The organism is Faecalibacterium intestinale (assembly GCF_040096575.1).
Classification (GTDB): Bacteria; Bacillota; Clostridia; order Oscillospirales; family Ruminococcaceae; genus Faecalibacterium; species Faecalibacterium intestinale.
Map to the genome: position 1 here is coordinate 1 of NZ_JBBMEN010000031.1, position 23,510 is coordinate 23,510.

Here is a 23,510-nt window from a genome sequence, read left to right on the forward strand (position 1 = left end):
ATTTTTTCGGCAAGGCGGTCGTAGTTATATCCCGCATCGACCATAATGGTCGTATCGCCTTTGCGGTAGAAGAAGATGTTCGCCACCCATTCGCGCACGCAGGCAACATTCTCGTCGATCCAGCCGGTGTTCAAAGGCTTGAAGATCTCCTTGCCCCGGTACATCCAGCTCATTGCTTTTCTTTGAAATTCCGTTGCCTTTTTCGACATGATCACACCTCATTTCTGTGCTGTGATGCAAAGCCAGCCCCTTTTATTTTTGTGGCTCTGAATCTGACAAAATCCTGCTTGTTCCAGATACTCTTTCAGTGCAGTGTCCGTATAGATAGTCATGCCATCGATGATCTGCGTCCATTTGTCGTCTTTTGTCGTTTCGCCGTTTGCTTCATTGCAGATGAAAAAGACCCCGCCGGGTTTCAGCACCCGATAGACCTCTCTGAAATTCTGTGCAAGCTCCGGCCAGAAGTAGACCGTTTCAAAGGCGGTCACCACATCAAACTGCTCCGCCTCAAACGGCAGCTCTGCCACACTTGCCTGTTGCACGGTACACCGTCCTGCCGCAATGGCTCTGGCATTGACTTTTTGCGCTTTTTCCACGCTGACGGCTGAGTAGTCGATGCCCTGCACCTTGCCTTTGGGACACAGTTTCAACAGCGTTTTAATGTTCGCCCCACCGCCGCAGCCGCAGTCCAGCACCATGGTATCCGGGGCAGGCTGCAAAAAACTCAGCCCCCATTCTGCCATTGCGCTGTGTCCAAAGTTCATCATGGCAACCATGATCTTCCCGCCAAGGCCTACGGGCTTTCGGGTGTTTTCAAAGAAGGACATATCACACCTCCGATTTCACACATTCCGTATAGGTCAGCGGAAAAGAGGCCTTTAGAACAACACTTTTTCGCATTGTCCAATCATTCTGTTGCAGAAATTTTAGGTATTCTTCACTCGTCCACTTGCTGTGGAGAGGAAAGCCTGCCAGATTCATGAAAAAGGCTTTGATCTTACCGGGAAATGAGTTTTCTGCGTGCGTAAAGGTAGGCGCAATCAGCACACCGTCATCCTTCAGCACACGTTTGATCTCTCGCAGTGATTTTTCTGGCTGAGGCACAATGTGCAGTGCGTTTGATACGATTACCACATCGAATGATTTGCTCGCGTATGGCAGAGAAAACATATCCTGCACGGAAAAACGCAGCTTCGCAGAGTAATTCCCCCGTTTGGCCTCTGCAATCATTTCCGGAGAGGCATCCGTCGCCTCGATGTGTGCCGCTGCTTTTACGATGTGCTTGGCGATCAGTCCCGTTCCGGTAGCCACCTCCAGCACTGTTTTGTCTTTCACGACCGGACGGATCAGCTCATACATTTTCTCGTATACTGCCCTGTCTTTTCGCATAAAGCAGTCATACAGACCTGCATTTCTGTCCCAGAAATTCTTGTGTTCTCGCATTGCTGTCTCTCCTTTTGTGGTTAGTTTTGTCTAACCGGCACGCGCACATTTACAAGTTAGGTTTGGCTAATTTCATGCATTTAGGAAAAGCCGCATTTCTGCGGCCTTTCGGCTTATACAAATAGCTTGCTGCAAGCATCACACATCTGCGCTTTCAGCCACTGAGGATAACACCTCTCGATCTACTCCTTATGGAAACACCCAAAATCTATTTTCACACCATTGCGGTGACTTTTGCCTTCTTATCCATATTATATCGTGCTCACTTCTTTTTTGCAATGGTATAGTATAGTAAGTTTAACAAGAATCCTCCGATTTCGCGTCGGCCTCATAGGCGCACTTTAGTTGTCCTTGCAGGACTACCTAAGGTTCGTTTTGACTTTTCAGTGTTCTATACAGCCGAATTTGGGCAAAAAACACCCCGTTAGTTTCCCAACGAGACATCGAAGATGATTCTATTCTGTTTTCTGTATACCATTTGTTGAAATTTGCGCGAGGTTCGGCAGGTAAAACAGCTTATTTCCAGAAAAATCAGTCAACGGCAGAGACTGCGCAAAGTTTTGCCGCAGCAATTCGGCAAATTCATTGACGCTGACAGTCGAGTACTTGTATTCCATCCGATTGAGTTCAAGCAAATGCTTATCTGAAAGCATTTTGGCAAACTGTGCCCCATCCATTCTGTCCACCTCGCAGTTGATACTTATTGATACTATATAGTATCATATATATCGATTCTTTATAAAAAAGTCAACCGAAACAGGCCGAACCAACTTTTTTCCATACTCTCCGTCAAAATTCCCGCGGCACAGCCACGAATCACATCTCCATCGGCTTATTCCCCACTTCGTCCAGATACGCATTCAAAAATTCCGCTGCAAGGCTGTTGGGACGGATGTTTTCTCTGGCTTCCTGCGGGGTGAACCACTTGCAGCGGTCCACTTCGTGGTTGATATGCAGCGCCTTTGCGGTTCTGACGAAAGCCGTAAAGTTGCACATCAGCGTGTTGGACGGCTCAAAAAACTTAGTACGGTTGAACCGGAGGTGCTCTACTTCCAACCCGGTTTCTTCCCGGACTTCCCGCACCACGGCGTGTTCTTCTGCCTCACCGCGGTTCACATATCCAGCCACCAGAATATAAGAGGGCTTGCCGTACTGCTGGATGAGCAGAATTTTCCCGGTTTCCTCATCCACAACAATCATGCTGACTGCCACATTGTACATCGGGAACCGATATTGCTGGCATTTCGGGCAATAAGGCACAATGCCCTCTTCTTCCAGTTCTTTTTCAATCAATGCCGTGCCGCATTCAAAGCAATGCTTCTGAATCATTTTTACACTCCAAACACCGTTTTCGTCAGCCGGATACCTGCGGCCGTCTTCATCGTATGTTCCATAAAGGTTCGGATTGCCTGCTGGTCGTACCCGCTTTCGGACGCATTGACGATATAATCTGCCTCAATCAGAATCTGATAGTCAATGCCGTCGATCTGCGCCGGGCTATGGTGATGCCCTACCAGATAGGCCACACGGTCGATCTGTTCTGCTGTCATGCCGGTATCCGCCAAGAACTCCCGCACCAGCGGGGCACCCTCCTGCTCCTGATATTTACCATTGGTGTTGCCGTACTTTTTGCGGCAGAGCGGGCAGGCGATATCGTGGGTGATGGCCGCTACCTCCAGAATAAACTGCGTGTCTGCGTCCAGCCCCTCCAGCTCACCAATGGTTTTGGCATAGGTCCACACGCAGCTCAGGTGCGTGATGTCATGGATATTCCCTTCGGAAAAGGCGATCATCTTTTCCATGATCTGTGCAATGGTCATCATTTGTTTTCACTCCCGTTTTTAATACTTAAATGTTCACCTTGATAAACGCGAATTTGTCAGCCTAATTGCTTTTTGATTTCAGCTTTCACTTTATCCAAATCACTGCAAGTCAAGATTGGAATCAGCCGGTTGATTTCGTCAATGCTCCTATCCCACCACTTGAATCTCAGCAGCAATTCAATCAGTTCATCGTCAAAGCGTTTTTGAATTGCTCTTGCAGGATTCCCAACGACCTTCGTATATGGTGGAACATCACTTCCCACAACGCTGTTTGCACCAATGATTGCACCATCTCCAATGTGAACGCCGGGAAGGATTACCGAATTTTGCCCGATCCAAACATCATTTTCGATAACGGTATCTCCTTTTAATGGCAGATCCGTCTTTGCAGGCGGCGACATTTCCCATCCCTCCAAGGTATAGAACGGGAATGTAGAGACGGCGTTCATCTGATGGTTTGCACCGTTCATCACAAACTCAACTCCGGCGGCGATTTGACAGAACTTTCCGATGATGAGTTTGTCATCATTCCACTCGTATAAGTGTGAAACATGACTTTCAAAATCCGAATCGGCAATATAAGTAAAGTCCCCGACAATAATATTCGGATTTGTAATCGTCGGCTTCACATATATTTCTTTATCATACCCTGCAATTGGATGGATTGTATTGGGGTTTGGGTGTTTTCCGTCTTTCATCTTAACTACCTCTTCAAATTCCAATTCATAAAATCCCCGTCAGCGCCACTGCAACCAGAAGGGACGGCAGCAGGTTTGCCACCTTGATGGTTCTTGGCCATACCAGATTGATGCCCACACAAAAAATCAGAATATTTCCTACCAGCGAGAGATTGTTCAGCACAGCGTCCGTCATAAAGCCGGACAGTACTACCGCAAGAGCCGTCATGGCACCTTGCAGCACTGCCACCGGAATAAATGAAAACACGCAGCCCTTGCCCATGGAGGACGCCATGATGAGCACAATGATAAAGTCCAGAATCGCTTTTGCCACCAGCGTGGAATGATCGCCGTAGATGCCATCCTGAATGGAGCCGATGACGGCCATGGCCCCGATGCTCACCGTCAGGGATGCCGACACGAAGCCGTTGACGAACTGGTTGTCGCCGTCACTGCCAGTCTTGTGTTTGAGCCACTCGCCAAAGCGTTCAAACTGTGCATCCAGATCAATAAGTTCACCCAGCAGCGCACCCAACGCCAGCGATAGAATCATGACCATAGAGCCACCGGTGCTCAAAGTTCCGTCTGGCCTAACCGTCAGTATCTTGGAGAGCGTTCCCGCCGCTCCCAGAAACACCACGGAAAAGCCCGTGGCTTTGATGATTGTATCCTGATAGCGCTCTTTCAGAAAGCGTTTGAACAGAATACCCAGCACACCGCCTATCACAATGGCCAGCGCATTGATGATCGTTCCCAATCCCCGCATTTTCGTTTTTCCTTTGCTTACTGATTCCTGTATTTGTTTAAGACTTCATCCGGGATATGACAGTAGCTGCAGTCTTCCGGGTACCGCTCCAGATGATGCTGATGCTCCTCTGCACTCCGGACGTAATTCGTCAGCGGCAGCACTTCCACAACGATTTTATCCCGGTCCTTCCGGCTGTCAATAAAGGCTCTTGCTTCTTCCAGATGTCCGGGATTTGTGCTGTAAAGCCCCGTGCGATACTTTTTTCCAACATCAACGCCCTGTTTGTTCAGGCTGTACGGGTCGATGATTTCAAACAGATGCTCCATAAGCTCTGTAACACTGGTACATTTCTCATCAAAGACCACTTTAACGCACTCTGCGTATCCATCATACGGGCCGTCCAGCGTGTTTGTTGTTCCGTTGGCTCTCCCGGCTTCGGTCGTCCGTACACCGGGCACCGTGTCAAAAAAATGCTGGACGCCCCAAAGGCACCCGCCTGCAATGTATACTGTTTCCATACTCTTAACTTTCCTTCTTTTACTGGTACAGTTTGCATCCATGCTCTGTACTCCTTACGGTTTCCTTGCTAGCTGCAAATCGATCCATCATACCAACTCACAAAAAGTGCTTCCGCACCATTGCAGAGTAATTATCATATTGTTGAAAGCCATATCGCTCATAAAATGGGATCGTTTTAGGATCAGACGGCATAACTTTCACATACAGAAGATTTTGATAGAAACTCATGATCCGTTTCATCAGCTCATCTCCAATGTACTGTCCCTGATAAGCAGGGTCCACCAAAAGATAATGCAAAAATGCGACTGTTTCTCCATCATCAAGCGCGCGAACCAGCCCGACCAGCTTATCACCATCCCACGCAGAAATAACTCGTGTGGAATTGTGCATCGCACGGACAAGTTTTTCGGGATAATTGCCGGATTCCCAGTGAACGGATAAAAACAGTTTCTGCAATTCATCGGCCGTGAAATCTTTTGTTTGTTTATACTCGATTTCCATGATGCACCCCTTTATAACTTCCACAAACGTGAATTTATCGTTCCTGTATTTCCTTACCGCTGAGGTGCTCCACTTCTATTTCGAAAATTTGCGCAGCCTTTCCTGCGTGGGCAATTTCCTCATCAACTAACTGTTCGCTGGGATAGTATTTCATTGCAAATCGTTTTAACAGAGTTGTTGCTCTTGCACCGGATTCTACGAGGTGGCATCTGCCGAACACCACAACGCTCTGCACAAACGGTGCCCAATCTTCTTCTTTGATGGTTTCATTTCCATATACCGTGAAGCATACTTTGTCACAGGCACGCAGTGCATCTACTTTATGACCTACGCGTGCTCCATGAAAATAAATTTTCTGCGCATCGTCATCGTAGACATAGTTGATAGGAATTGCATAGGGATATCCGTCATCTCCATTTACGGCAAGAACGCCACGTCGGCTGGACTGCAAAAGAGCCTTTGCCGTGTCGATGCTGATTTCATTTTTCTTTTTACGAATTGTTCTGAACATGATATTATTCTCCTTCTTATGCTGATACAACTTCCGATTTATCAAATAAGAATTTCCGTCAATTTTTCTCTTGATGCGGCTCGCTTCTAAGAGTAGGAACGAACTGTTCTGTTGCCGGAGACGGATCATTCGGGTCGGTCTCCGGCAGTATTTTTGTTATCGCGTATTAAAAAACAGCCGGAGCGACTTTCTGCTGCGCTACATCGATGATGCCGTATGTATTCAGTCTGAGTTTGGGAATGACCGGAAGGCTGACGAAGGCGAGGGTCATAAAAATGCCGATGTCTTCCGCTACACCATGTGCCTTGAGGGCATCGTTCAGCGCCTGCATTTTCGCCGCAACGCTCTCTGCGCTTTCGGTGCTCATCAATCCGGCCACCGGAAGCGCAAGTTCTGCCACGACCTGTCCATCTGCCACAAACGCAAGTCCGCCTTTGTTTTCCGCACAGTGTTGCCGGCCAACATCATATCGGTATCGTTGTCCCCTGCCACGATCAGGTTATGGGAATCATGTGCGATGCTCGATGCAACGGCTCCGCATTTCAGGCTGAAGTTCGATTTTCTCACCTGTGGATTGGTTCTGCCATTATTCTACCACGCCTTGCCGCTGCGGAAAAGATGTCGGGAAACAAAAATGGCCCCGGAGGGCTTGTTACAGCTCTCCGGGGCCACTTTATGTGCGTTGTGCCTTGGCGCAGACCGTCAGCACTCCACTGCCACCTTGATCACGCCGTCCCGTTTCTTTTCAAACAGCTCGTAGCCCTCTGCGATCCGGCGCAGGGGGTAGGTGTGGGTGATGAGCGGTTCGGTATCGATCTTGCCTTCTGCGATGAGACGCAGCGTTTCTTCACAATCGCAGCCGTCCACGCCGCCGGTCTTGAAGGTGAGGTTTTTGCCGTACATTTCCGGCAGTGGCAGGGTCTGTGCCTTATCGTACAGCGCCACCACCGTCACAACGGCGTTGGGCCGTGCACACTCCCATGCCAGCCGGAAGGTGGAGTCTGCCCCTGCCACCTCCAGCACCACATCGGCCCCGTCGTGGTCGCTGTGGGCACGCACAAAGGCGGCGCAGTCCTCCGGCTGCACGGTGAGCACCTGCGGGTAGTGCCGACGGATGAACTGCAGGCGGCTTGCGTCCTTTTCACAGACGATGATGCGCTTGGGGCTGTGCAGCATGACGCACAGCAGCGTGCAGATGCCGGTCGGCCCTGCACCGAGGATCAGCACGGTATCCTCGGGGGTGATTTCCGAGATGCGTGCCGCCCAAAAGCCGGTGGCCAGCACATCGCCCACCAGCAGCGCCTGCCGATCGGTAACGCCGTCCGGGATCTTGTTCAGTCCCTGATCCGCAAAGGGCACCCGGACATACTCGGCCTGCCCGCCGTCGATGCGGCAGCCCAGCGCCCAGCCGCCGTTTTGATCGGTGCAGTTGTTCACGAAGCCTTTTTTGCAGAAAAAGCACTCTCCGCAGAAGGTCTCCACGTTCACCGTCACCCGGTCGCCGGGTTTCACATTGGTCACCGCACTGCCCACTTCTTCTACGATGCCCACCATCTCGTGCCCTACCGTGATGCCGGGCACCGCCCGGGGCACGCTGCCGTGCTTGATGTGCAGATCGCTGGAGCAGATACTGGCAAGGGTCACCTTTACAATGGCGTCCCGCTCGTGCTGCAGCACCGGCTTTGGTTTTTCCATCAGGGCAAACGTCCCCTCTGAAACATAGGTATAGGTCAGCATGCTTTTTACCTCCATGCGCTTTGATCTTTCCGAACGGAGTATACCGCAAAAGTCAGCCGCTCACCCGGCTCACAGGATATAGTGAGGTACCTCCATAAATTCTGAGTTGCTGTTCTCAGTATACCATGGTTTTCCCTTGCGGAAAAGATAGCGAAACAAAAATGCCCCCGGAGGGCTTGTTGCGGCTCTCCGGGGGCATCTTATGTGCGTTGTGCTTTGGCGCACACGACCGGCGTTTTACTCGATCTCGATCAGGTTCGGGTTCTCAGGCAAAGCCTTCGTCTGCTGAGGAGCAGGCAGCTCGACGTGCAGGACGCCATCCTCGAACTTTGCGTGGATGTCTTCCTTCTTCACATCGCCCACGTAGAAACTGCGTGCGCAGGTGCCGGAGAAGGATTCGCGCCGCAGATAGCGGCCCTTCTTATCCTTTTCGTCGTTGCTGTGGCTGCGCACTGCCTGAATGGTCAGGTAGCCGTCGTTCAGATCCATCTGAACGTCTTCCTTCTTGCAGCCCGGCAGATCAACCGCTACTTCGTAGCCGTTGTCCGTCTGTTTGACATCGGTCTTCATCATGTTTGCACCGCGCTTACCAAAGGTATCACGAGCCTCACGGTTCATCATACGTTCCAGTGCAGCGTCATTCCAGAACGGATCGAAGAAATCATCGAACAGGTTTTCATGGAAAACAGTCGGCATAAGCATAAATCATTCCTCCAATCCCGGCGTTCGGGTCGGGGCAAAAAATCTGAAGCGTCCACTCAGAAAGGCTTTCCGGGGAGCCTAGCGGCTCTCCTTTTGCCCTTCCTCCTGAGCACGCCACTGTTATAACACGATTTTTTAGCACTGTCAAGCGTAGAGTGCTAAAATTCATAAAAGAATAATACTTTTATAAAATCCTATGCAATCTTTTCAAAATTCAGTCGTATCATCGCATTTTATATCATCTTGGCAATCATGAAGCACAACAGTTCATATCCTTCCCGGATATCCTCCGGCAGACGTTTCAAAGTCTCGTCCCGCAGTTCCTGCGGCATCCCGTAAAAAGCTTCGGCAATGCCGCCGGTGATGCAGGCAAGGGTGTCGCTGTCGCCGCCCAGAGAGACCGCATTGCGAAGTGCATCCTCAAAACTGACGCTTTCCAGAAAAGCAATGATTGCTTCCGGCACAGTTTCCTGACAGGTCTCCACATGATGATAGGTCGGCCGAATTTCATCGCAGGTACGGTTCAAGTCATAACCGAAGGTCTGCTCCACATATTGTTTGATTTCCGGCTTGCTGTGGCCGGTACGGGCCAGAAAAATCACTGCCGCCGTGGCCTGCGCGCCTTTGATGCCCTCCGGGTGGTTGTGGGTGACTTCAGCGGTCACTTTTGCCATTTCCAGCGTTTTGTCCAGCGTATCGAACAGCCAGCCCGCTGCCGACACCCGCATAGCCGAGCCGTTACCGAAACTGCCATAGGGATTCGGATTTTCTGCGTGCAGCCACCGGCGGAACATCCCGCCGTAACCGGCATGGGGATATTCACGGCCCCAGAACCGCATTTCATGCTGCACTGCACAAAATGTTCTCTCCGGCAGACCCTTTCCGTCAATCAGACCAACTGCCACCGCAACGGTCATGACCGTATCATCGGTGAAGTGCGATTTCTCGCTCAGCAACGGAAAATCCTTGTGCTTGTAATTGTTGTGGTCAAATTCATAGGGACTGCCCACGATGTCACCCAAGATTGCTCCTAACATGGCTGTTTCCTCCCTTACCTATGATGCCGCTTCTGGAAATCAGCTTCGATTCGTTCTTTCCACTCCGCACCGATGGACGCGCAGCAGGGTGCTTCCCGCATCCGGGAGACTGTCTCGCTAACCACATGGTAGTTGACCGCCACGCCCTGTGCGTCATTCTCAAACCGCACAGCCCGGTCGGACGAGATGCCGAAGCGGGCAGCTTCCTTCACGGCGTCCATGTTGGCACCGAGGAACAGAAATTCCCAGCCGTACCGTTCTTTTTCCCGCTCGATCATCCGGCGGATCTTCTCGTAGCCAAACCGTTTGCTGGCGTTTTCCAGTCCGTCGGTGGTGATGACAAAGATGACCTTTTCGGCACGCTCGTCCTCCGGCAGATGGCGCTGGATATTCACCATCTTTTCCACGCCGTAACCAATGGCATCCAGCAGCGCCGTGCAGCCCCGGACGTAGTAGTCCTTTTCGGTCAGCGGCGCAACAGCCTTCAGCGGAAAACGGTCGTGCAGCAGCTGCACCTCATGGTCGAACAGGATCGTGGTCACGTTGGCCTCGCCCTCCTGCTCCTTCTGCCGGGTCAGCATAGCATTGAACCCGCCGATGGTATCCTGCTCCAGCCCGCCCATGGAACCGCTGCGGTCCAGAATGAAAACAAGCTCGGTAAGATTTTTCTTCATAATAAATGCCCTCCGTTTTGTGGTGTATCGCTTTCGTTGGTAAAAGGATACCACAAACCGGAGGGCAAAAGGTCAACGGGCAGGCGACAAATCACGCACCCAGCTGTTCCTGATCGTATTCAAACAGCAGCGTATTGACCTGATTGATGTTATAGATTTTGTGTTCCAGGCAATACCGCACGATCCAGTCCCGCTTGGAGCCATCCGAAAAGGCATAGCCCGCGCTCTTGAGCAGGTCGATGGTCTCACCTTCAGACAGGTGCAGCCCCACCGCAAAGGCCAGCACGGTTTTCTTTTTAGGGTTGTAGTCGCGATTGCACTGAATTTTGGAGAAATGCTGCCGGGAGATGTTGGACTGCTTGTACACGGTGGAGTCTTTCAGCCCCCGCTCGTCAATGAGCCGCAGCAGCCGGGTGGTGAAGCTCTCGCCAAGGTTGTCCATCAGGCTTTCCAGACTGCGGGCTGTCCTGGGTGCCGCGGCGGGTGCCGGAACTGCACCTAGCATCGGCACGGCGGCATCTTCTTCCAGAAGCCTCCGCCGCTCTGGCAATTCCCTGCGCCGACGGCCAAATCCGTAGCTTTCATCGTTCTGTGCTACATAGTGGTCGTCAATGTACTCCTCCACCGAGGCGAACAGCTTCCGGCTCACGGCCAGCGAGTGCCGGTCGTAGAGCACCAGATACACGGTCAGGTCGTGCTCCATGACGTACTGCGTGATGGTGTCCACCGCAATGCGGAAGGCCTGTTCTTTTGGGTAGCCATAGTTTCCGCTGGACAGCAGCGGAAAGGCCACGCTCTCGCAGTGGTACTCTGCGGCTAATTCCAATGCGGAGTGGTATGCACCGGCTAATTGTTCAGCTTCGCTGAACCCGCCGCCGTGCCACGCTGGGCAGACTGCATGGAAAATATATTTTGCAGGCAGCCCGAACGCCGGAGTACACACGGCTCTGCCCAAATCGCAGCGGCCGATGGCTTCACAGGCGGCGGTCAGCTGCTGCTCCCCTGCCGCCTGATAGATGGCGCGGCTGGTGCCGCTGCCCTGCAAAAGGTTCCGGTTGGCCGGGTTGACAATGGCATCCGCCGCCACTTTGGTGATGTCGTTACGGATCATCAGAAACGGCATGGTGGTTCCTCCCTCACATGGTTTTCTTCATCCTATCACATCCGGCGGGGCGGTGCAAGGGGTGCTCTTGTTTCCTGTCCGCGCAGCTATTATAATAATAGGTACCGAAAGAAGGTGAGCTTCCTGCACGACATCTGGAATCCATGGCACGGCTGCGTCAAGTGCAGCGAGGGCTGCCAGAACTGTTATATGTATTTTCTTGACCGGATGCGGGACCAGAACGGGGCCGAGATCTACAAAACGAAAAGCGGCTTTTCCTATCCGCTCCAGAAAAACCGTACCGGACACTACAAAATCCAGAGTGGTGAGCAGATCCGGGTCTGCATGACCTCGGATTTCTTCTTGGAAGAAGCCGACCCGTGGCGGGCGGAAGCGTGGGACATCATGCGCCAGCGCAGCGATGTGGTGTTTTTTCTGCTCACCAAACGGCCGCAGCGGGTGCGGGAGTGTCTGCCGCCGGACTGGGGCAGCGGATGGGACAACATCTTTTTCAACGTCACCTGCGAGAATCAGCGCCGCGCCGATGAGCGCATTCCCATTCTGTTTGACCTGCCCTTCAAGCACAAGGGCATCATGTGCGCGCCCTTCATCGGACCGGTGAGTATCCGGCAGTACCTTACCGCCGGGCAAATCGAGCAGGTCATCTGCGGCGGCGAAAACTACGATGGTGCCCGCCCCTGCAATTTCGATTGGGTCAAGTCTCTCCGGCAGGAATGCGTGGATGCCAACGTAACATTCTGCTTTATCGAGACTGGCACTGTGTTCATCAAGGACGGCAGGCGCTACCACCTGCCAAACAAGCAGTTGCAAAGCCGAATGGCCTGTAAATCCGGCATGAACTATCAGGGCAGGCCCATTCATTTTGACCTCGTGGACGACTGGGGCTACCCCATCCCGCAGGAAGATCTCTATGTGCCCCATTTCCGCGCAAACTGCGAGACCTGCGGCAGCAAGTTGATCTGCAACGGCTGCAGTGACTGTGGAAAATGCTTATAAAATAAAGGAATTCTATCAATACAAATGGAACTTATGGCTGACCTGATGTGCAATTTCATCCGGCAGCGGGCGGAAGCCGATGCAGGTCAGGGTCATGCCTTCTCCGTTTTCATCAAATTCTTCCGGCTCCAGCTCGGTGTGGCAGGCATCCCGGATAAGGAAGAAGTCTTTGTTTTCCACCAGTCCCAATTCCTCGGCAATTGTCTTTGCTTTCAGCAGTTGATTGCGATTCTTTGCCCCGCAGATAGTTTTGGTAAAAGAGCCATCGAACCATTCTTCATAGATTGGTTTCTCCAACATGATTTCTGCCCGATAGCCGGTAATTTCTCCGTCTTTCTCGATGGGTTCCACGCCCTGTCCCATGCCGATGGGATCGGTGAGGAACGCCAGCGAAGCGTGGCAGCACTGCGCCGCCAGCTTACCGGGAGACATCTGCAGGTCTTTTCGGGCAATGATGAGTTGACGCATTTTCTCTCCTTCTTATGACAGCTTGATCTTCAAATCTGCCAGCAGATTCACCGCTTCCGGCAGCGAAAATTTCGCATCCTTCAGGCGGCTGCCCAGAATGTCCACCTTATAGCCTGTAGCATCCCGGAAATCCGCCTTGCGCAGATCACACTGGTAGAACTCCGTTTCGTGAAGTTCTACACCCTTGAAATTCGCCAGCTGCATCTCGCATTTGGCAAACATGGAGCCGACAATTTCGTTGCCGTCCGAAAAGTCGAAGCGGTTAAAGTTCATTTCGGTGAAGGTGTTATATTTCAGACTGCACTCTTTCAGCGTGTGGATAGGGTCCGGGAAGGCACCGTTGGACATCAGCGGTGCCCACTCGATTTCATTCAGGCGGCAGTCCTCAAAATCCAGCGACTGCACCGAGGAATGGGTACTGCGCAGACCTGTGATCTCACACCGCACGAATTTGCACTCGTTCAGCGTGGTATGATCCAGTTCGCACTTGGTAAAAGAGCAATCCACAAACACGCAGTCGGTAAAGTCGCAGTCCTCAAAAGTCTCCTCGGTGAACGACAGGTCAGCAAACCGTTCACCCTCACAATAACGCTCTGTCATAAAATTCTCCTGTCAGCGCAGTTCTTCCAGCAGAGCCGTGTAGCCTTCCAGCTCTTTCCTGCCGTATTGCAGCAGCGTACCGTCAATGTCGCTGCAAATCAGTTTGATTGACATTTTCCGTCCTCATTTTTCAAGATAATTTTAGGCAATTCCCCGGCATCCAGAACACGGATGCCTTCGTCCATCAGCATCTTGGCAAAAACGCCCTGTCCGGGAATCTTTGTCCCGGAAAACGTTCCATCGTAAATTTCCTTCACGCCGCAGCTGGGGCTGCGGGATTGCAGGATGGCAAGCTCCACCCCATTTTCTTTTGCGATGGCAAGGGCCTTGGCTGCGCCCGCTCGGAACTCCCGGTCCACATTGATGCCCTCTTTGTTCGTGACAACGCCCTGCACGATTTCCGCCGGGCACCGCGGTGTGGGCAGGCCGCCCAAAACCTCCGGGCAGACCGGAACCACCTGATGCCCCCGCGCAAAATCGCAAACCGCCTGATTGTAATTGTTTCCGCCGCTGTATTTGCAGTTTTCGCCCAGCAGGCAGGCGCTGACCAGAATCTTCATTGTTGCGCGCTCCGTTTTCCAGATACTGAATCTTTTCCCTATTCTACCACGCTTTTGGGCATTGAAAAAGAGGATTCTGCTTTTTCCTATCCCCATACCGGGAGGTCCGCCGTAATCTTTTCTAATTCCTGTGCAAGAAACGTCAGCCTTTCCCTCAGATGGTTGTTATGCGGTGCATCTCCGTTCAGCAGATATCCATCCCATTTATACACAGTTCCGAACCAAAAGAACCGCATAAAGTTCTCATCAAAAAACAGGGAGTGACATCAAATCACTCCCCGTTTGCATTGATTGTATCAGAGTTTCGTCATCCAGAGCCCATGCAGATTGCAGTATGCGTAAACGGCCACCGGCTTTTCACTTCCCAGTTCAAACACCGCGTTGGGAGCCTGCCCCGGATTCAGATAGCGGATCTGCCCGCCGTTCTCAGTCTCCACGAAGATCCACTGAATATAGTGAACATCCGCCATGGGGTGCTCCACCGCGCCCACTGTGACCGTGAGACGACTGCCGGAAAGCTCTGCCACCGGCAGATGCTTCTCGCCGCTGGCTTCCACCGTATTGGGAACCAGCTCTTTCATTTTCTCCCCGCAGCAGACCAGCGGAACGCCTGCGTTATGAATGGTAGTGACGAGGTTGCCACAGTGATTGCAGATGTAAAACTTTGCCTTCATATCGAAATCCTCCATCGGAATGTTATCGGTGTGTTTCTTGTGTCTATATGATAACATTTCCTATTTATGATTTCTGTAACTGAATCACGCAAAGCGTTTTTGGGCTCACTTGCAATAAATCTCAATGGCTTTCTGCGCAAATTCTGCGGCACCGGCACCGCCGGCAGCATTGATGTTTTCCGTAAATGCTCCGCCTGCCCCATACATCTGCCCCAGCTGATTCAGGATCACCTTGGAACAGTTGTAGTAGTGCTCTGTGATAAACTCCTGCAGCTTCTTCACCTGTGCCTGCACTTCAGGGTCCGCCGGGTCTTTGCTCTGCATCCCGCCGAATGCCGCCACGATGTCCATCAGTTGACTGCTCATGTCCTTGACCTCTTTCTCGGTCTTATGGGCAGTTTTTTCCTCAAACTCTTTGTATTCCGGCGTTTCGCCCCATTCCTTTTTGGCCTGCTCGGTATACTTCTTGATCTTCTGCGTATCAAATGCGGTAAAGTCCATAACCATTCCTCCTGTGGATCGAATTTTCTGCGCAAGGCCGATCAGATCTTCAAGATGCTGCTTTTTCAATGTCAGAAGTGTGATCTGCTGTTCCAGTGCTTTCTGCCGGTCAAAAGCAGGATTCTCCACGATTTTCTGGATGTCCTTCAGCGGAAATTCCAGTTCCCGGAACAATAAAATCTGCTGCAAACGTTCCAGCACGGCATCGTCATACAGCCGATAGCCTGCTTCGGTACGGCCCGCCGCGCGCAGCAGACCGATTTTATCGTAATATTGCAGGGTCCGGATGCTCACTCCGGTCCGCTTGCTCACTTCGTTCACTGTCATCATCTTGCTGTCCTCCCTTGCGACAGCCACAGTATACGCTATGACGCTGCGTCAGGGTCAAGAGGTTTTCTGAAAAATTTTTCAGCCTTCCCTCTGCTCCACGATTTCCAGACTATCCCGCCCTACATGGCAGAGCAAAAACAGCACTTGCACACCTGCGGCCTTTGCTTCGGCCAGTGCCGTGCCAAACTCCGGCTGTGTGCTGACATTTGGCCGCACCTCGGTGATGCCTTCCATCTGAATCACAAAGGCTACAGCGCACCGATATCCTGTCCGCTGTGCCTGCGCCAGTTCGTGCAGGTGCTTCACGCCGCGCTCGGTAGGTGCATCCGGGAAGTAGCCGATACCGTCCACTTCCAGTGTGCAGCCCTTGACTTCCATCAGATACTTTTGCTCGCCCTTTTCCATATAAAAGTCGATGCGGGACTTCCCATAGGTGAATTCCGGCTTGATATAGTCGTAGCCCTGTTTTGCAAGCCACTCTCCTACTACCTTGTTGGGTGCCTGACTGTCCATATTGACCCAGTCGAGGCCCTGCTTGTGTACCGCCACAAGGTCGTATTTTGTTTTGCGTTTCGGGTTATCTGACACTTCCAGCCGAACCGCCGTACCGGGCAGCAGCAGTTCCCTGCACCGCCCGGTGTTCTTGACATGTACGGTTTCCACTGCTCCATTCACTTCCACATGGGCAATAAAGCGGTTGGGACGGTCAACAAAAATGCCGTCTGCGATTTCTCTGTATTTCAATCTTTACTCCATTTTCATTTTTGTCTGATACACCCGCTCCGTCCGGGCATCGAAGCAGCAGAAAATCACCTGCATGGCGTAATCCGCGTGATCTTCCAGCCACTGTGCCACTGTTTTGACTGCAATCTCCGTGGCATCTTCCAGCGGGTAGCCATACACGCCGGTCGAAATTGCCGGGAACGCAATGCTATGGACATCATGCTCTTTGGCAAGGTTCAGCGAATTGCGGTAGCAGTCCGCCAGCTGCGCGGCATCCTCTGCTGTGCCGGAATAAATCGGGCCTACCGTATGAATGATATACTTTGCTTTCAACCGGTAGCCCTTGGTGATTTTTGCTTCGCCGGTGCGGCAGCCGTGCAGCGTACGACACTCCGCCAACAGTTCCGGCCCTGCTGCCCGGTGGATGGCACCATCCACCCCGCCGCCACCCAACAGACTGCGATTGGCCGCATTCACGATGCTGTCACAGTCCAGTTTGGTAATATCACCCTGCACCACTTGAATCTGATTTTTTACTTTTTCAGAAATCATTGTAAACACCTCACTTTTTGAGCAGCTCCAGCGCCTTGTCCATGGGCACACAATCGGCATAGCGGTCCGGCCAGAGGAATTCATTGTAATAGTGGTAGCTCTGCTCCCCTGTCATGTACTCGTTGTCCTGCGTGGAATTTGCATAGGCAGGAACGATCATATGCAGGCCATGCTCAAAGCCTGTCTCCACCGTTGCATTGATGCAAAAGTCCGTCATGATGCCGCAGACCATCACATCTTTTTCGCCCTTTTCCGTCAGATATTCCAACAGCCCGCTTTCTTTTTTGAACGCACTGCATACAGTCTTGACGAACCGTTTTTCAGTCAGCAGTGGCGCAAACCCGGAATAGACCTCGAATTCATCGTCCCCGATGGAGAAACCAGTGCCGGGCCCATCGTCATGCTGGACATAGACGACCTCGATTCCCTGTTCGCGGGCAGTCCGGATCAATTCCCTGATGTTGCTGACAAACTTTTCAAACGCATACAGGCGTTCATCCACGATACCTTTCTGTGTATCCACAACCAGTAAAACCATGTGTAAGCCCTCCTGTGTATCTTTGGTTTCATCCTACCATAGACCGTTGCTTTCTACAAGCAGATTCGAAAAATTTACTTCTTCCAAAGCCTGTCTGATGGGTTTGTTATGGCTCCCCATCGCCGCAGCAGTCCACAGGCGGTTTTGAAAGATAAATCTCCTTCATTTTCATTTTCTGCTTAACGGCAGCAATAAAAAAGACCCCCGCAGCGTATGATTTGACGCCGCGGGGTTTCTCAATTGTTCGGTTTGTATTGCAGCACCTTCTGGGAGAACGTCCGATCGAAGAACTGAATGAAGGGCCCAAGGCAGAACGCACAGATCAAGGTGCCAAGGCCCACAAGGCCACCCAGCAGCCAGCACAGCAGGGCGCTGAGCGCATCGGTGAAGATGCGGCACCCGAAGTACGGGCAGGGTGTGTAGTCCCGCAGACCGAGGGAAAGGTAATCGTAGGGCGCGATGCCGAGGTCGGCGGTCTGGTAGAGCGAAGCGCCCAGCGCCGTGACCAGCACCGCCGCGATGACCCACGCCAACTGCACCGCCAGCGACGGCGCGTCGCCGAAGTGGGCGTGAATGGGGTCATAGAACGCCGTGACGATGTACCCGATGCAGATGCCGTTGACGAAGGTGCCAAGGCCGATGTACTTGCGCCCGAACCAGAATTCCAGCAGGAAAAACAGGATGTTCGTGCACAGGTTCTGGGTGCCCAGCGAGATGCCGAGCAGCTCCGCCAGCCGCATGTTCAGGGCGCTGATGGAGTCGTTGCCGAGGTGGGACTGCTTGAAAAGCGCAATGCCAAGGGCGATGATGACGATGCCCGCCACCATGCCCACCACCCGCCGGGCAGTCGGTTTGCGCAATGCGGTGCCGTTCATAGGGGATTCTCCTTTAGCGTTTCTTTTTCCCTATTATACGCCTACTTTGGGCGGGAGACAAACTATTTATGGAAAGATACAACGATATACGGGGAATCCGCCTTACCCCTTTAATCTCACCTCAATCCGTTCTTGCTCCAGCCCCTCCCCGATCACGATGAGCACTTCCTGCCCCTTGGGGATAGCGTTTGCCGTCAGGCCGTCGGCGGTGGCGTTCAGCTCCACCCAGCCGTTCTCGTCCTGTACGAAGCCTTTCGCCCGCAGCACATGGCCGCACGCGGGGTCGGTGAAGAGGGCCGGGATATTCTGTTCGAGCTGCTGGCACGAGAGGCCCAGCTCCAAAAAGTAGGCCGAACCAAAGGCCCTATGCTCGTCGAAGTGGAGCTTTTCGCAGCTGGCCTGACGGCAGCCGCAGCGGTCGATGGCGGCAAAGTCCTCGCTGCCGCAAGATCGCGGCTGGTCATGTTGTTTACTTTCATGCGTTTTCTCACTTCGCCCATCCATTCAGGCGTAACGGTCGTCCGTTTCATTCTTTCACCTCGCTTGCGTACAATTGTTCATGTTTTCCCCCAAAAAAACATTGCCAAGCCATACAAGATGGTGTAAAATGATATTGTAGGTATGTTTTACTCTTGGCAATATTTTTGGATTTAGGGCGGAAAGCAGATCGGAAGGTACGCGCGACCCTCTGCTTTTTGCACCCGGTGCCCGCGCATTGACACCTGATCAACAGGACGGTGTGGGGGAAAAACCCTGCTGCTGTTGCAGAAGAACTTGTTTTTTCAAACTCTATGCCGACAAGCTGGAAAAACGGCGCTTTCCCCAGAATGTCCAGCCGCAAAAAAATTGCGGACTACTTTGGCATTACCGTTGAAGAGCTTATGGGCATAAAAAAAGAGCCCGCCGGGATGTGATATGCTACCCCTAGAGTAGACAGAGTAAAAACAAAACTCTGAATACTTTGGGGGTATTTTCATGTCAAGGAAGAATAAAAGCTATCCAGCAGAATTGAAATATCAGGCAGTAGCAGATTATCTGAGCGGTGCAGGTTCGCTTCGGGCTATCTGTAAAAAGTACAAAATCGGAAACAAAAAGCGACTTCAAGACTGGATAAAGTTGTATAATAGTCATAAGGAACTGAAATGTTACACAGGAGGCAGCCGTATGACCAAAGGAAGAGATACAACTTACGAGGAACGAATCGCATTTGTGAAAGAGTGCATCGAGAACGGATACAACTACACCGAGATTTCTGAAAAGTACAAAGTTGGTTATCAGCAGATCTACACATGGGTGCAGAAGTATAAGAAAGACGGCGAAGATGCCCTGAAAGACCGGCGAGGACGGCACAAGAAGGATTACAAGCCGCAGACGGAAGAGGAACGGTTGAAGCTGGAAGTAGCAACTTTGAAGCGGCAGCTTTATCTGTCACAAATGGAGATTGACGTGCTAAAAAAATTACAGGAGCTGGAGAGGGGGAATCGCTGAGCCTGACCAGACTGCTGCTTCGTTATCGGACGGTAAAGGAACTGCATGAGGAAAAAGGCTATACTGTCCGTGACCTCTGCTCACTGGTACATATTGCTCGTTCATCTTATTACAAATGGCTAAAGCATCCCAAAAGCAGCCATGAACTCGAAAACGAGAAGATTTCAACGGCAATTCAAGAGATTTATAAAGAGCATCCAGACAAAGGGCACCGCCGCATCCGGAATGATCTGGAAAAGGACTATGATATCCGAACCAGCAACAAACGTGTTCTGAATCTCTGCCGTGTGCTTCATATCCAGTCAACCGTGAAGTTCAGAAAACAGGGTTGTACCAGAAATGCTTCTGACCCGCAGGTAACAGCACAGAATCGTCTGCACCGGGAATTCTGGGCGGGGCATCCCAACGAAAAGTGGCTGACCGATGTAACGGAGTTCAAGTGGTATGAAGGTCCAATTATCCACAAGCTCTATCTGAGTGCGATTCTCGATTTGTGTGACCGGAGAATCGTCAGCTATGTTATTCGTGACCGAAATGACAACAAGCTGGTTTTTGACACGCTTGATAAAGCTGTTCTGGAAAATCCGAATGCACATCCGCTGTTCCACAGCGACCGTGGATTCCAGTACACCAGCAGAACCTTCCACAAGAAACTGCTGGATGCCGGGATGACACAGAGTATGTCCCGTGTTGGCCGCTGCATTGACAACGGCCCGATGGAAGGCTTCTGGGGAATCCTGAAGCGTGAGTGCTATTATGGGCATACTTTTACAAGCCGAGAACAGCTCATTTCCACAATTGAAAGCTATATTGACTACTACAACAACCGCCGTTACCAGCACAGGCTGTTCATCCAGACTCCCATGCAAGCTCATGTCAGTGCCATGAATCGGGCAGCTTAATTGGCTGGTTGTACAAAAAATTCGCCGTTTCTTTGGTGAAACGGCGAATAAAATCTTATATTATTTTTATTGTCTACTTGACGGAGTGCACCTCACTCACCGGTTGGCTTCTTTGTTCATTTATCTGTGTTTTCCTCTTCCGCAACGACCTGTTCCGCACATTTCGTTGCGCTGGCATAGGCAAAATACCGCACCTTGCGGCTGTACTTTCGGGCAAGGTCGATAATGATGTTGTAAGATTTATGCCCGATGCAGTTGGTCTAAATCCAGACTACATCTGCTCTCTTGATGATTTCCGGGCTGGAAATATCATCACTCATAAATCGTACATCCGGTAACTTGAACTTAATTTCACGCAGCCAAGAATCATGACCGCCAAAAGCTAGCCGGAATATTCCCGTGGCGGGGCAAGGCTTTTTTTAAGCGGTAGAAGTGGATTAGATAACAGCATGGCGGCGTCCTCCCGTGGGCCGCCATGCCTTTAACTGCTGGGAATGACAGAAAGAAAGCAGCGGCCTTGATTTCTCAAAACCGCCACCAGTGAATATAAATTAAGCGTGAAAATGGGTCTGCCCAGCAGCGTTTTTTTTCTTTTCTGCCGCTGGGCAGATGTTTTTTCTTTAGATACATGATAAGAGGAATTTTTGAAGATTCCATAAAGATTTGAAAAATGGACGGACATAAAAGACGTCCATTACACTATCGGAAAATCAGCAAGGAAGTTTCATAGTAACCTTTGCGCCGCCGGTTTCTTTTGAATTTTCTAAAATAAGCTGACCATTATGTTGTTCCATAATCGAATTTGTAATATATAGACCCATACCAAAGTGTAACTTTGAATTGCGGCTTTGATCGCCCATATAGAACCGTTCCTGTGCGTGGCATAATGCCTCTTTAGAAAACCCCGTTCCCTCGTCTGTGACTGAAATTTCCACGAAACCGTTGTTACTCTGAACATCTACATAAAGCGTTCCGCCTTGCGGGGAGTAGTCCAGCCCATTACTGATAACATTCATAATAGCACGTTCTATCAGCACCCTATCAAATTTCAGCATTTGAGGGAGTGAAACAGCATTCATTTGCAGCCGGATTTCTTTTGTCCGGCATAGTGATTCCATATAACCGAACAAGTGCTGCATGAACGCTGGCAAGTCTATACTTTCAATATGGAGCTGATAACCAACCGCCGCCCGTGATATATCAATCAGGGTTTGAATATATGACTGCATCTGGCCGGAGCTTTCCACGACGTAACCAGCGTATAATCGTTGCTCATCATCAAGATTTGTTTCTGTGAGTAAATCAGCATTTCCTTGAATAACCGTCAGAGGCGTTTTCAAATCATGGGCAAGCGCGGCGATTTGCTCTTTCTGTGTCTGTTCGGTTTTCCATTGCCGTTCTAACGAAATTTTCAGATTATCTTTCATATCTGAAAAAGATGCAAGGACATCTTCAAACTCTTTGATTTTGGCGTGTCCTACTTCAAAATCAAGGTTTTGCTTTGAAACCTCCGCAGTTGCTTCAAAAAGCGGGGTCAGTTGTGTACGCAGGTTCTTAGCAAATCTGGCGGTCAGTATGATAATGACCAGCAGCGAATTTACAGCCATCAGGATAACCGCAAGCGTGTCAGGAGATGGAAAATATTCCGGTAGCCATGACACTGTAAATTGAGAACCAATATAATACCTTAAAACGCAAAATTCGTTTTCCCGGACAACAAGTGCAAACTGCCTCCCCGTAGCATATTCAATATATTCTCCCTTTGCGTACAGCAGGGCAATTTCTTTTTCATCATCGTCCATATTGCTGTAAAGCTCATTAAAGTTCTTGTCCAGAATTAAGTAGCCGCATCCCTGTGGAATCACAACCTTTGTAATATCCGGGGCAATCGTCAGCGTTGGAATGATCTCTTTTACCTGCAATTCACTTAGATTTGCTCTTGTAGCTAATCCAGCATTTACAGCAAGTCCCTCCAAACCAGAAGGGACAATAATTGCCGCTACCAGCATGACAATGAGGGAGATAGCAAACTGGCGAAACAATATTTTCAATGTAGGTTTCTTTTTCACTCCCATTTATATCCTATCCCCCATACGGTGCTGATCGGACTTATTTTGAAATGCTCCAATTTCGCACGAATATTTTTTATATGCGTTGAGATCGTAGAGTTATCGCCTATTCCATCAAACCCGAAAACGGCTTCATAGATTTGTTCTTTTGCAAAAACCTGTCCCCGGTTTTTCGCAAGGTATTCACAGATTGAATACTCGCTTTTGGTAAGGGGAACCGGCTGTTCTGAAACATACAGTACCTTTGCGGAAAGGTCAAATCTTATATCAGGCTCAAATGAAAGCGTGCTGTGATGCTCCCTTTTTTCTCTGCGTAAATGTGCCGCGACACGGGCGCGAAGCTCCTGAATACGAAAAGGTTTCGTAATATAATCATCTGCACCGATGCCCAATCCAAACAATATATCTTCCTCTAATGTCTTTGCGGTCAGAAAGAGAATCGGGCAGTCTACCATATTCCTGATCTGTTTGCAAAACTCAAACCCGTCTGTGCCAGGCATCATCACATCCAAAAGAATGAGGTCATAGAAATGCAGCTTTTTGATGTCTACATCATCCGCATTTTGACAGACTGTTATCAAATATCCATCTTTCCCCAAACTGTTCTTAATCAATTCCAAGATAGAAACTTCATCGTCAACTACAAGTAAGTGGGTCAAAAAATCACCTCGTATAATAAAATAGTAGTATTTATAGACCGCTCTCCAGCGGAATGCTACAATAAGTTCAGGATGCTGTG

At 50.7% G+C, this 23,510-nt stretch carries 30 protein-coding genes and 3 pseudogenes; 4 read left to right on the forward strand and 29 right to left on the reverse strand.

Annotated elements, in window-relative coordinates:
- The 17 genes and pseudogenes from WMO20_RS13180 to WMO20_RS13265 form a co-directional block, all read right to left on the reverse strand.
- A pseudogene (locus tag WMO20_RS13180) lies at positions 1 to 209 on the reverse strand (MBL fold metallo-hydrolase); the annotation flags it as partial.
- Between the two features lie 9 nt (positions 210 to 218).
- The gene (locus WMO20_RS13185) at positions 219 to 827 is read right to left on the reverse strand and encodes a class I SAM-dependent methyltransferase (protein WP_349187147.1); all 609 of its coding nucleotides are present in this window, start codon (positions 825 to 827) and stop codon (positions 219 to 221) included.
- Between the two features lies 1 nt (position 828).
- Positions 829 to 1,443 (reverse strand): class I SAM-dependent methyltransferase, encoded by a 615-nt coding sequence (locus WMO20_RS13190; RefSeq protein WP_217298099.1) that lies wholly within the window; start codon positions 1,441 to 1,443, stop codon positions 829 to 831.
- 455 nt (positions 1,444 to 1,898) lie between these two features.
- Positions 1,899 to 2,120 (reverse strand): hypothetical protein, encoded by a 222-nt coding sequence (locus WMO20_RS13195; RefSeq protein WP_349187149.1) that lies wholly within the window; start codon positions 2,118 to 2,120, stop codon positions 1,899 to 1,901.
- A gap of 139 nt (positions 2,121 to 2,259) precedes the next feature.
- Positions 2,260 to 2,772, reverse strand: a complete 513-nt coding sequence (locus WMO20_RS13200; RefSeq protein ID WP_005922551.1) for an NAD(+) diphosphatase — start codon at positions 2,770 to 2,772, stop codon at positions 2,260 to 2,262.
- A gap of 2 nt (positions 2,773 to 2,774) precedes the next feature.
- Positions 2,775 to 3,266, reverse strand: coding sequence for an HD domain-containing protein (locus tag WMO20_RS13205; protein WP_005922554.1), 492 nt, complete (start codon positions 3,264 to 3,266; stop codon positions 2,775 to 2,777).
- A 56-nt stretch (positions 3,267 to 3,322) separates the two neighbouring features.
- Positions 3,323 to 3,964 carry a CatB-related O-acetyltransferase gene (locus WMO20_RS13210; protein WP_055166451.1) on the reverse strand — a complete coding sequence of 214 codons (642 nt, stop codon included), beginning with the start codon at positions 3,962 to 3,964 and terminating at the stop codon, positions 3,323 to 3,325.
- Between the two features lie 25 nt (positions 3,965 to 3,989).
- Positions 3,990 to 4,709 carry a DUF554 domain-containing protein gene (locus WMO20_RS13215; protein ID WP_097774715.1) on the reverse strand — a complete coding sequence of 240 codons (720 nt, stop codon included), beginning with the start codon at positions 4,707 to 4,709 and terminating at the stop codon, positions 3,990 to 3,992.
- A gap of 17 nt (positions 4,710 to 4,726) precedes the next feature.
- On the reverse strand, positions 4,727 to 5,209 hold the full coding sequence (locus WMO20_RS13220) for a peptide-methionine (S)-S-oxide reductase (RefSeq protein ID WP_097774964.1): 483 nt from the start codon (positions 5,207 to 5,209) through the stop codon (positions 4,727 to 4,729).
- A gap of 97 nt (positions 5,210 to 5,306) precedes the next feature.
- On the reverse strand, positions 5,307 to 5,711 hold the full coding sequence (locus WMO20_RS13225) for a GNAT family N-acetyltransferase (RefSeq protein ID WP_227621721.1): 405 nt from the start codon (positions 5,709 to 5,711) through the stop codon (positions 5,307 to 5,309).
- A 34-nt stretch (positions 5,712 to 5,745) separates the two neighbouring features.
- Positions 5,746 to 6,222: a pyridoxamine 5'-phosphate oxidase family protein gene (locus WMO20_RS13230; RefSeq protein WP_349187152.1), complete on the reverse strand. Its 477-nt coding sequence runs from the start codon at positions 6,220 to 6,222 to the stop codon at positions 5,746 to 5,748.
- A 166-nt stretch (positions 6,223 to 6,388) separates the two neighbouring features.
- A pseudogene (locus WMO20_RS14505) lies at positions 6,389 to 6,789 on the reverse strand (adenine deaminase C-terminal domain-containing protein).
- 135 nt (positions 6,790 to 6,924) lie between these two features.
- Entirely contained in the window at positions 6,925 to 7,959 is a 1,035-nt protein-coding gene (locus WMO20_RS13245) for an alcohol dehydrogenase (protein WP_097782528.1), read from the reverse strand.
- Positions 7,960 to 8,196: 237 nt separating this feature from the next.
- Complete coding sequence (locus tag WMO20_RS13250) at positions 8,197 to 8,661, reverse strand: Hsp20/alpha crystallin family protein (RefSeq protein ID WP_005932430.1); 465 nt, start codon at positions 8,659 to 8,661, stop codon at positions 8,197 to 8,199.
- Between the two features lie 233 nt (positions 8,662 to 8,894).
- On the reverse strand, positions 8,895 to 9,698 hold the full coding sequence (locus WMO20_RS13255) for an ADP-ribosylglycohydrolase family protein (RefSeq protein WP_349187158.1): 804 nt from the start codon (positions 9,696 to 9,698) through the stop codon (positions 8,895 to 8,897).
- A gap of 14 nt (positions 9,699 to 9,712) precedes the next feature.
- Positions 9,713 to 10,372: a vWA domain-containing protein gene (locus WMO20_RS13260; protein WP_349187160.1), complete on the reverse strand. Its 660-nt coding sequence runs from the start codon at positions 10,370 to 10,372 to the stop codon at positions 9,713 to 9,715.
- Between the two features lie 91 nt (positions 10,373 to 10,463).
- Positions 10,464 to 11,495, reverse strand: coding sequence for a macro domain-containing protein (locus WMO20_RS13265; protein WP_349187161.1), 1,032 nt, complete (start codon positions 11,493 to 11,495; stop codon positions 10,464 to 10,466).
- Between the two features lie 114 nt (positions 11,496 to 11,609).
- Here WMO20_RS13265 and WMO20_RS13270 point away from each other — a divergent pair, with 114 nt between their 5' ends.
- Positions 11,610 to 12,491 carry a DUF5131 family protein gene (locus tag WMO20_RS13270; RefSeq protein ID WP_349187162.1) on the forward strand — a complete coding sequence of 294 codons (882 nt, stop codon included), beginning with the start codon at positions 11,610 to 11,612 and terminating at the stop codon, positions 12,489 to 12,491.
- Positions 12,492 to 12,506: 15 nt separating this feature from the next.
- On the opposite strand, the gene WMO20_RS13275 is transcribed toward WMO20_RS13270, so the two are convergent.
- From WMO20_RS13275 to WMO20_RS13320, 10 genes are all read right to left on the reverse strand, one after another.
- Positions 12,507 to 12,959 carry a peptidyl-tRNA hydrolase gene (locus WMO20_RS13275; protein WP_316545575.1) on the reverse strand — a complete coding sequence of 151 codons (453 nt, stop codon included), beginning with the start codon at positions 12,957 to 12,959 and terminating at the stop codon, positions 12,507 to 12,509.
- A 12-nt stretch (positions 12,960 to 12,971) separates the two neighbouring features.
- The gene (locus WMO20_RS13280; RefSeq protein ID WP_207697434.1) at positions 12,972 to 13,559 is read right to left on the reverse strand and encodes a pentapeptide repeat-containing protein; all 588 of its coding nucleotides are present in this window, start codon (positions 13,557 to 13,559) and stop codon (positions 12,972 to 12,974) included.
- 98 nt (positions 13,560 to 13,657) lie between these two features.
- Complete coding sequence (locus tag WMO20_RS13285) at positions 13,658 to 14,119, reverse strand: 2-thiouracil desulfurase family protein (protein WP_097782064.1); 462 nt, start codon at positions 14,117 to 14,119, stop codon at positions 13,658 to 13,660.
- Positions 14,120 to 14,415: 296 nt separating this feature from the next.
- Positions 14,416 to 14,793, reverse strand: a complete 378-nt coding sequence (locus WMO20_RS13290) for a desulfoferrodoxin family protein (RefSeq protein ID WP_055185761.1) — start codon at positions 14,791 to 14,793, stop codon at positions 14,416 to 14,418.
- Positions 14,794 to 14,898: 105 nt separating this feature from the next.
- Positions 14,899 to 15,624, reverse strand: coding sequence for a MerR family transcriptional regulator (locus tag WMO20_RS13295; protein WP_349187163.1), 726 nt, complete (start codon positions 15,622 to 15,624; stop codon positions 14,899 to 14,901).
- Positions 15,625 to 15,702: 78 nt separating this feature from the next.
- Entirely contained in the window at positions 15,703 to 16,368 is a 666-nt protein-coding gene (gene sfsA, locus WMO20_RS13300) for a DNA/RNA nuclease SfsA (RefSeq protein ID WP_349187164.1), read from the reverse strand.
- A gap of 3 nt (positions 16,369 to 16,371) precedes the next feature.
- Positions 16,372 to 16,899 (reverse strand): O-acetyl-ADP-ribose deacetylase, encoded by a 528-nt coding sequence (locus tag WMO20_RS13305; protein WP_349187165.1) that lies wholly within the window; start codon positions 16,897 to 16,899, stop codon positions 16,372 to 16,374.
- A gap of 10 nt (positions 16,900 to 16,909) precedes the next feature.
- A complete protein-coding gene (locus tag WMO20_RS13310; RefSeq protein WP_349187166.1) occupies positions 16,910 to 17,437 on the reverse strand; it encodes an isochorismatase family protein in 528 nt (175 codons plus the stop codon).
- A 236-nt stretch (positions 17,438 to 17,673) separates the two neighbouring features.
- Positions 17,674 to 18,312 (reverse strand): YczE/YyaS/YitT family protein, encoded by a 639-nt coding sequence (locus tag WMO20_RS13315; protein WP_097771470.1) that lies wholly within the window; start codon positions 18,310 to 18,312, stop codon positions 17,674 to 17,676.
- A gap of 102 nt (positions 18,313 to 18,414) precedes the next feature.
- Positions 18,415 to 18,816, reverse strand: coding sequence for a hypothetical protein (locus WMO20_RS13320; protein WP_349187167.1), 402 nt, complete (start codon positions 18,814 to 18,816; stop codon positions 18,415 to 18,417).
- Positions 18,817 to 19,287: 471 nt separating this feature from the next.
- Here WMO20_RS13320 and WMO20_RS14510 point away from each other — a divergent pair.
- From WMO20_RS14510 to WMO20_RS13330, 3 genes and pseudogenes are all read left to right on the forward strand, one after another.
- Positions 19,288 to 19,431: pseudogene (locus WMO20_RS14510) on the forward strand (transposase); the annotation flags it as partial.
- A 45-nt stretch (positions 19,432 to 19,476) separates the two neighbouring features.
- The gene (locus tag WMO20_RS13325) at positions 19,477 to 19,800 is read left to right on the forward strand and encodes a helix-turn-helix domain-containing protein (protein WP_242983287.1); all 324 of its coding nucleotides are present in this window, start codon (positions 19,477 to 19,479) and stop codon (positions 19,798 to 19,800) included.
- A 14-nt stretch (positions 19,801 to 19,814) separates the two neighbouring features.
- A complete protein-coding gene (locus WMO20_RS13330) occupies positions 19,815 to 20,702 on the forward strand; it encodes an IS3 family transposase (RefSeq protein ID WP_349187169.1) in 888 nt (295 codons plus the stop codon).
- Between the two features lie 710 nt (positions 20,703 to 21,412).
- On the opposite strand, the gene WMO20_RS13335 is transcribed toward WMO20_RS13330, so the two are convergent.
- Both WMO20_RS13335 and WMO20_RS13340 read right to left on the reverse strand, forming a co-directional pair.
- Complete coding sequence (locus WMO20_RS13335; RefSeq protein WP_349187168.1) at positions 21,413 to 22,777, reverse strand: sensor histidine kinase; 1,365 nt, start codon at positions 22,775 to 22,777, stop codon at positions 21,413 to 21,415.
- Positions 22,768 to 23,430 (reverse strand): response regulator transcription factor, encoded by a 663-nt coding sequence (locus tag WMO20_RS13340; protein ID WP_172679304.1) that lies wholly within the window; start codon positions 23,428 to 23,430, stop codon positions 22,768 to 22,770. The genes WMO20_RS13335 and WMO20_RS13340 overlap by 10 nt, the downstream gene beginning before the upstream one ends.
- Between the last annotated feature and the right edge of the window lie 80 nt (positions 23,431 to 23,510).

What these genes read in the sequence shown, in the direction of transcription:
- WMO20_RS13185 (WP_349187147.1), bottom strand. Translation starts at nt 827, where the DNA reads ATGTCCTTCTTTGAAAACACCCGAAAGCCCGTAGGCCTTGGCGGGAAG.
- WMO20_RS13190 (WP_217298099.1), bottom strand. Translation starts at nt 1,443, where the DNA reads ATGCGAGAACACAAGAATTTCTGGGACAGAAATGCAGGTCTGTATGAC.
- WMO20_RS13195 (WP_349187149.1), bottom strand. Translation starts at nt 2,120, where the DNA reads ATGGATGGGGCACAGTTTGCCAAAATGCTTTCAGATAAGCATTTGCTT.
- WMO20_RS13200 (WP_005922551.1), bottom strand. Translation starts at nt 2,772, where the DNA reads ATGATTCAGAAGCATTGCTTTGAATGCGGCACGGCATTGATTGAAAAA.
- WMO20_RS13205 (WP_005922554.1), bottom strand. Translation starts at nt 3,266, where the DNA reads ATGATGACCATTGCACAGATCATGGAAAAGATGATCGCCTTTTCCGAA.
- WMO20_RS13210 (WP_055166451.1), bottom strand. Translation starts at nt 3,964, where the DNA reads ATGAAAGACGGAAAACACCCAAACCCCAATACAATCCATCCAATTGCA.
- WMO20_RS13215 (WP_097774715.1), bottom strand. Translation starts at nt 4,709, where the DNA reads ATGCGGGGATTGGGAACGATCATCAATGCGCTGGCCATTGTGATAGGC.
- WMO20_RS13220 (WP_097774964.1), bottom strand. Translation starts at nt 5,209, where the DNA reads ATGGAAACAGTATACATTGCAGGCGGGTGCCTTTGGGGCGTCCAGCAT.
- WMO20_RS13225 (WP_227621721.1), bottom strand. Translation starts at nt 5,711, where the DNA reads ATGGAAATCGAGTATAAACAAACAAAAGATTTCACGGCCGATGAATTG.
- WMO20_RS13230 (WP_349187152.1), bottom strand. Translation starts at nt 6,222, where the DNA reads ATGTTCAGAACAATTCGTAAAAAGAAAAATGAAATCAGCATCGACACG.
- WMO20_RS13245 (WP_097782528.1), bottom strand. Translation starts at nt 7,959, where the DNA reads ATGCTGACCTATACCTATGTTTCAGAGGGGACGTTTGCCCTGATGGAA.
- WMO20_RS13250 (WP_005932430.1), bottom strand. Translation starts at nt 8,661, where the DNA reads ATGCTTATGCCGACTGTTTTCCATGAAAACCTGTTCGATGATTTCTTC.
- WMO20_RS13255 (WP_349187158.1), bottom strand. Translation starts at nt 9,698, where the DNA reads ATGTTAGGAGCAATCTTGGGTGACATCGTGGGCAGTCCCTATGAATTT.
- WMO20_RS13260 (WP_349187160.1), bottom strand. Translation starts at nt 10,372, where the DNA reads ATGAAGAAAAATCTTACCGAGCTTGTTTTCATTCTGGACCGCAGCGGT.
- WMO20_RS13265 (WP_349187161.1), bottom strand. Translation starts at nt 11,495, where the DNA reads ATGCCGTTTCTGATGATCCGTAACGACATCACCAAAGTGGCGGCGGAT.
- WMO20_RS13275 (WP_316545575.1), bottom strand. Translation starts at nt 12,959, where the DNA reads ATGCGTCAACTCATCATTGCCCGAAAAGACCTGCAGATGTCTCCCGGT.
- WMO20_RS13280 (WP_207697434.1), bottom strand. Translation starts at nt 13,559, where the DNA reads ATGACAGAGCGTTATTGTGAGGGTGAACGGTTTGCTGACCTGTCGTTC.
- WMO20_RS13285 (WP_097782064.1), bottom strand. Translation starts at nt 14,119, where the DNA reads ATGAAGATTCTGGTCAGCGCCTGCCTGCTGGGCGAAAACTGCAAATAC.
- WMO20_RS13290 (WP_055185761.1), bottom strand. Translation starts at nt 14,793, where the DNA reads ATGAAGGCAAAGTTTTACATCTGCAATCACTGTGGCAACCTCGTCACT.
- WMO20_RS13295 (WP_349187163.1), bottom strand. Translation starts at nt 15,624, where the DNA reads ATGATGACAGTGAACGAAGTGAGCAAGCGGACCGGAGTGAGCATCCGG.
- WMO20_RS13305 (WP_349187165.1), bottom strand. Translation starts at nt 16,899, where the DNA reads ATGATTTCTGAAAAAGTAAAAAATCAGATTCAAGTGGTGCAGGGTGAT.
- WMO20_RS13310 (WP_349187166.1), bottom strand. Translation starts at nt 17,437, where the DNA reads ATGGTTTTACTGGTTGTGGATACACAGAAAGGTATCGTGGATGAACGC.
- WMO20_RS13315 (WP_097771470.1), bottom strand. Translation starts at nt 18,312, where the DNA reads ATGAACGGCACCGCATTGCGCAAACCGACTGCCCGGCGGGTGGTGGGC.
- WMO20_RS13320 (WP_349187167.1), bottom strand. Translation starts at nt 18,816, where the DNA reads ATGGATGGGCGAAGTGAGAAAACGCATGAAAGTAAACAACATGACCAG.
- WMO20_RS13325 (WP_242983287.1), top strand. Translation starts at nt 19,477, where the DNA reads ATGACCAAAGGAAGAGATACAACTTACGAGGAACGAATCGCATTTGTG.
- WMO20_RS13335 (WP_349187168.1), bottom strand. Translation starts at nt 22,777, where the DNA reads ATGGGAGTGAAAAAGAAACCTACATTGAAAATATTGTTTCGCCAGTTT.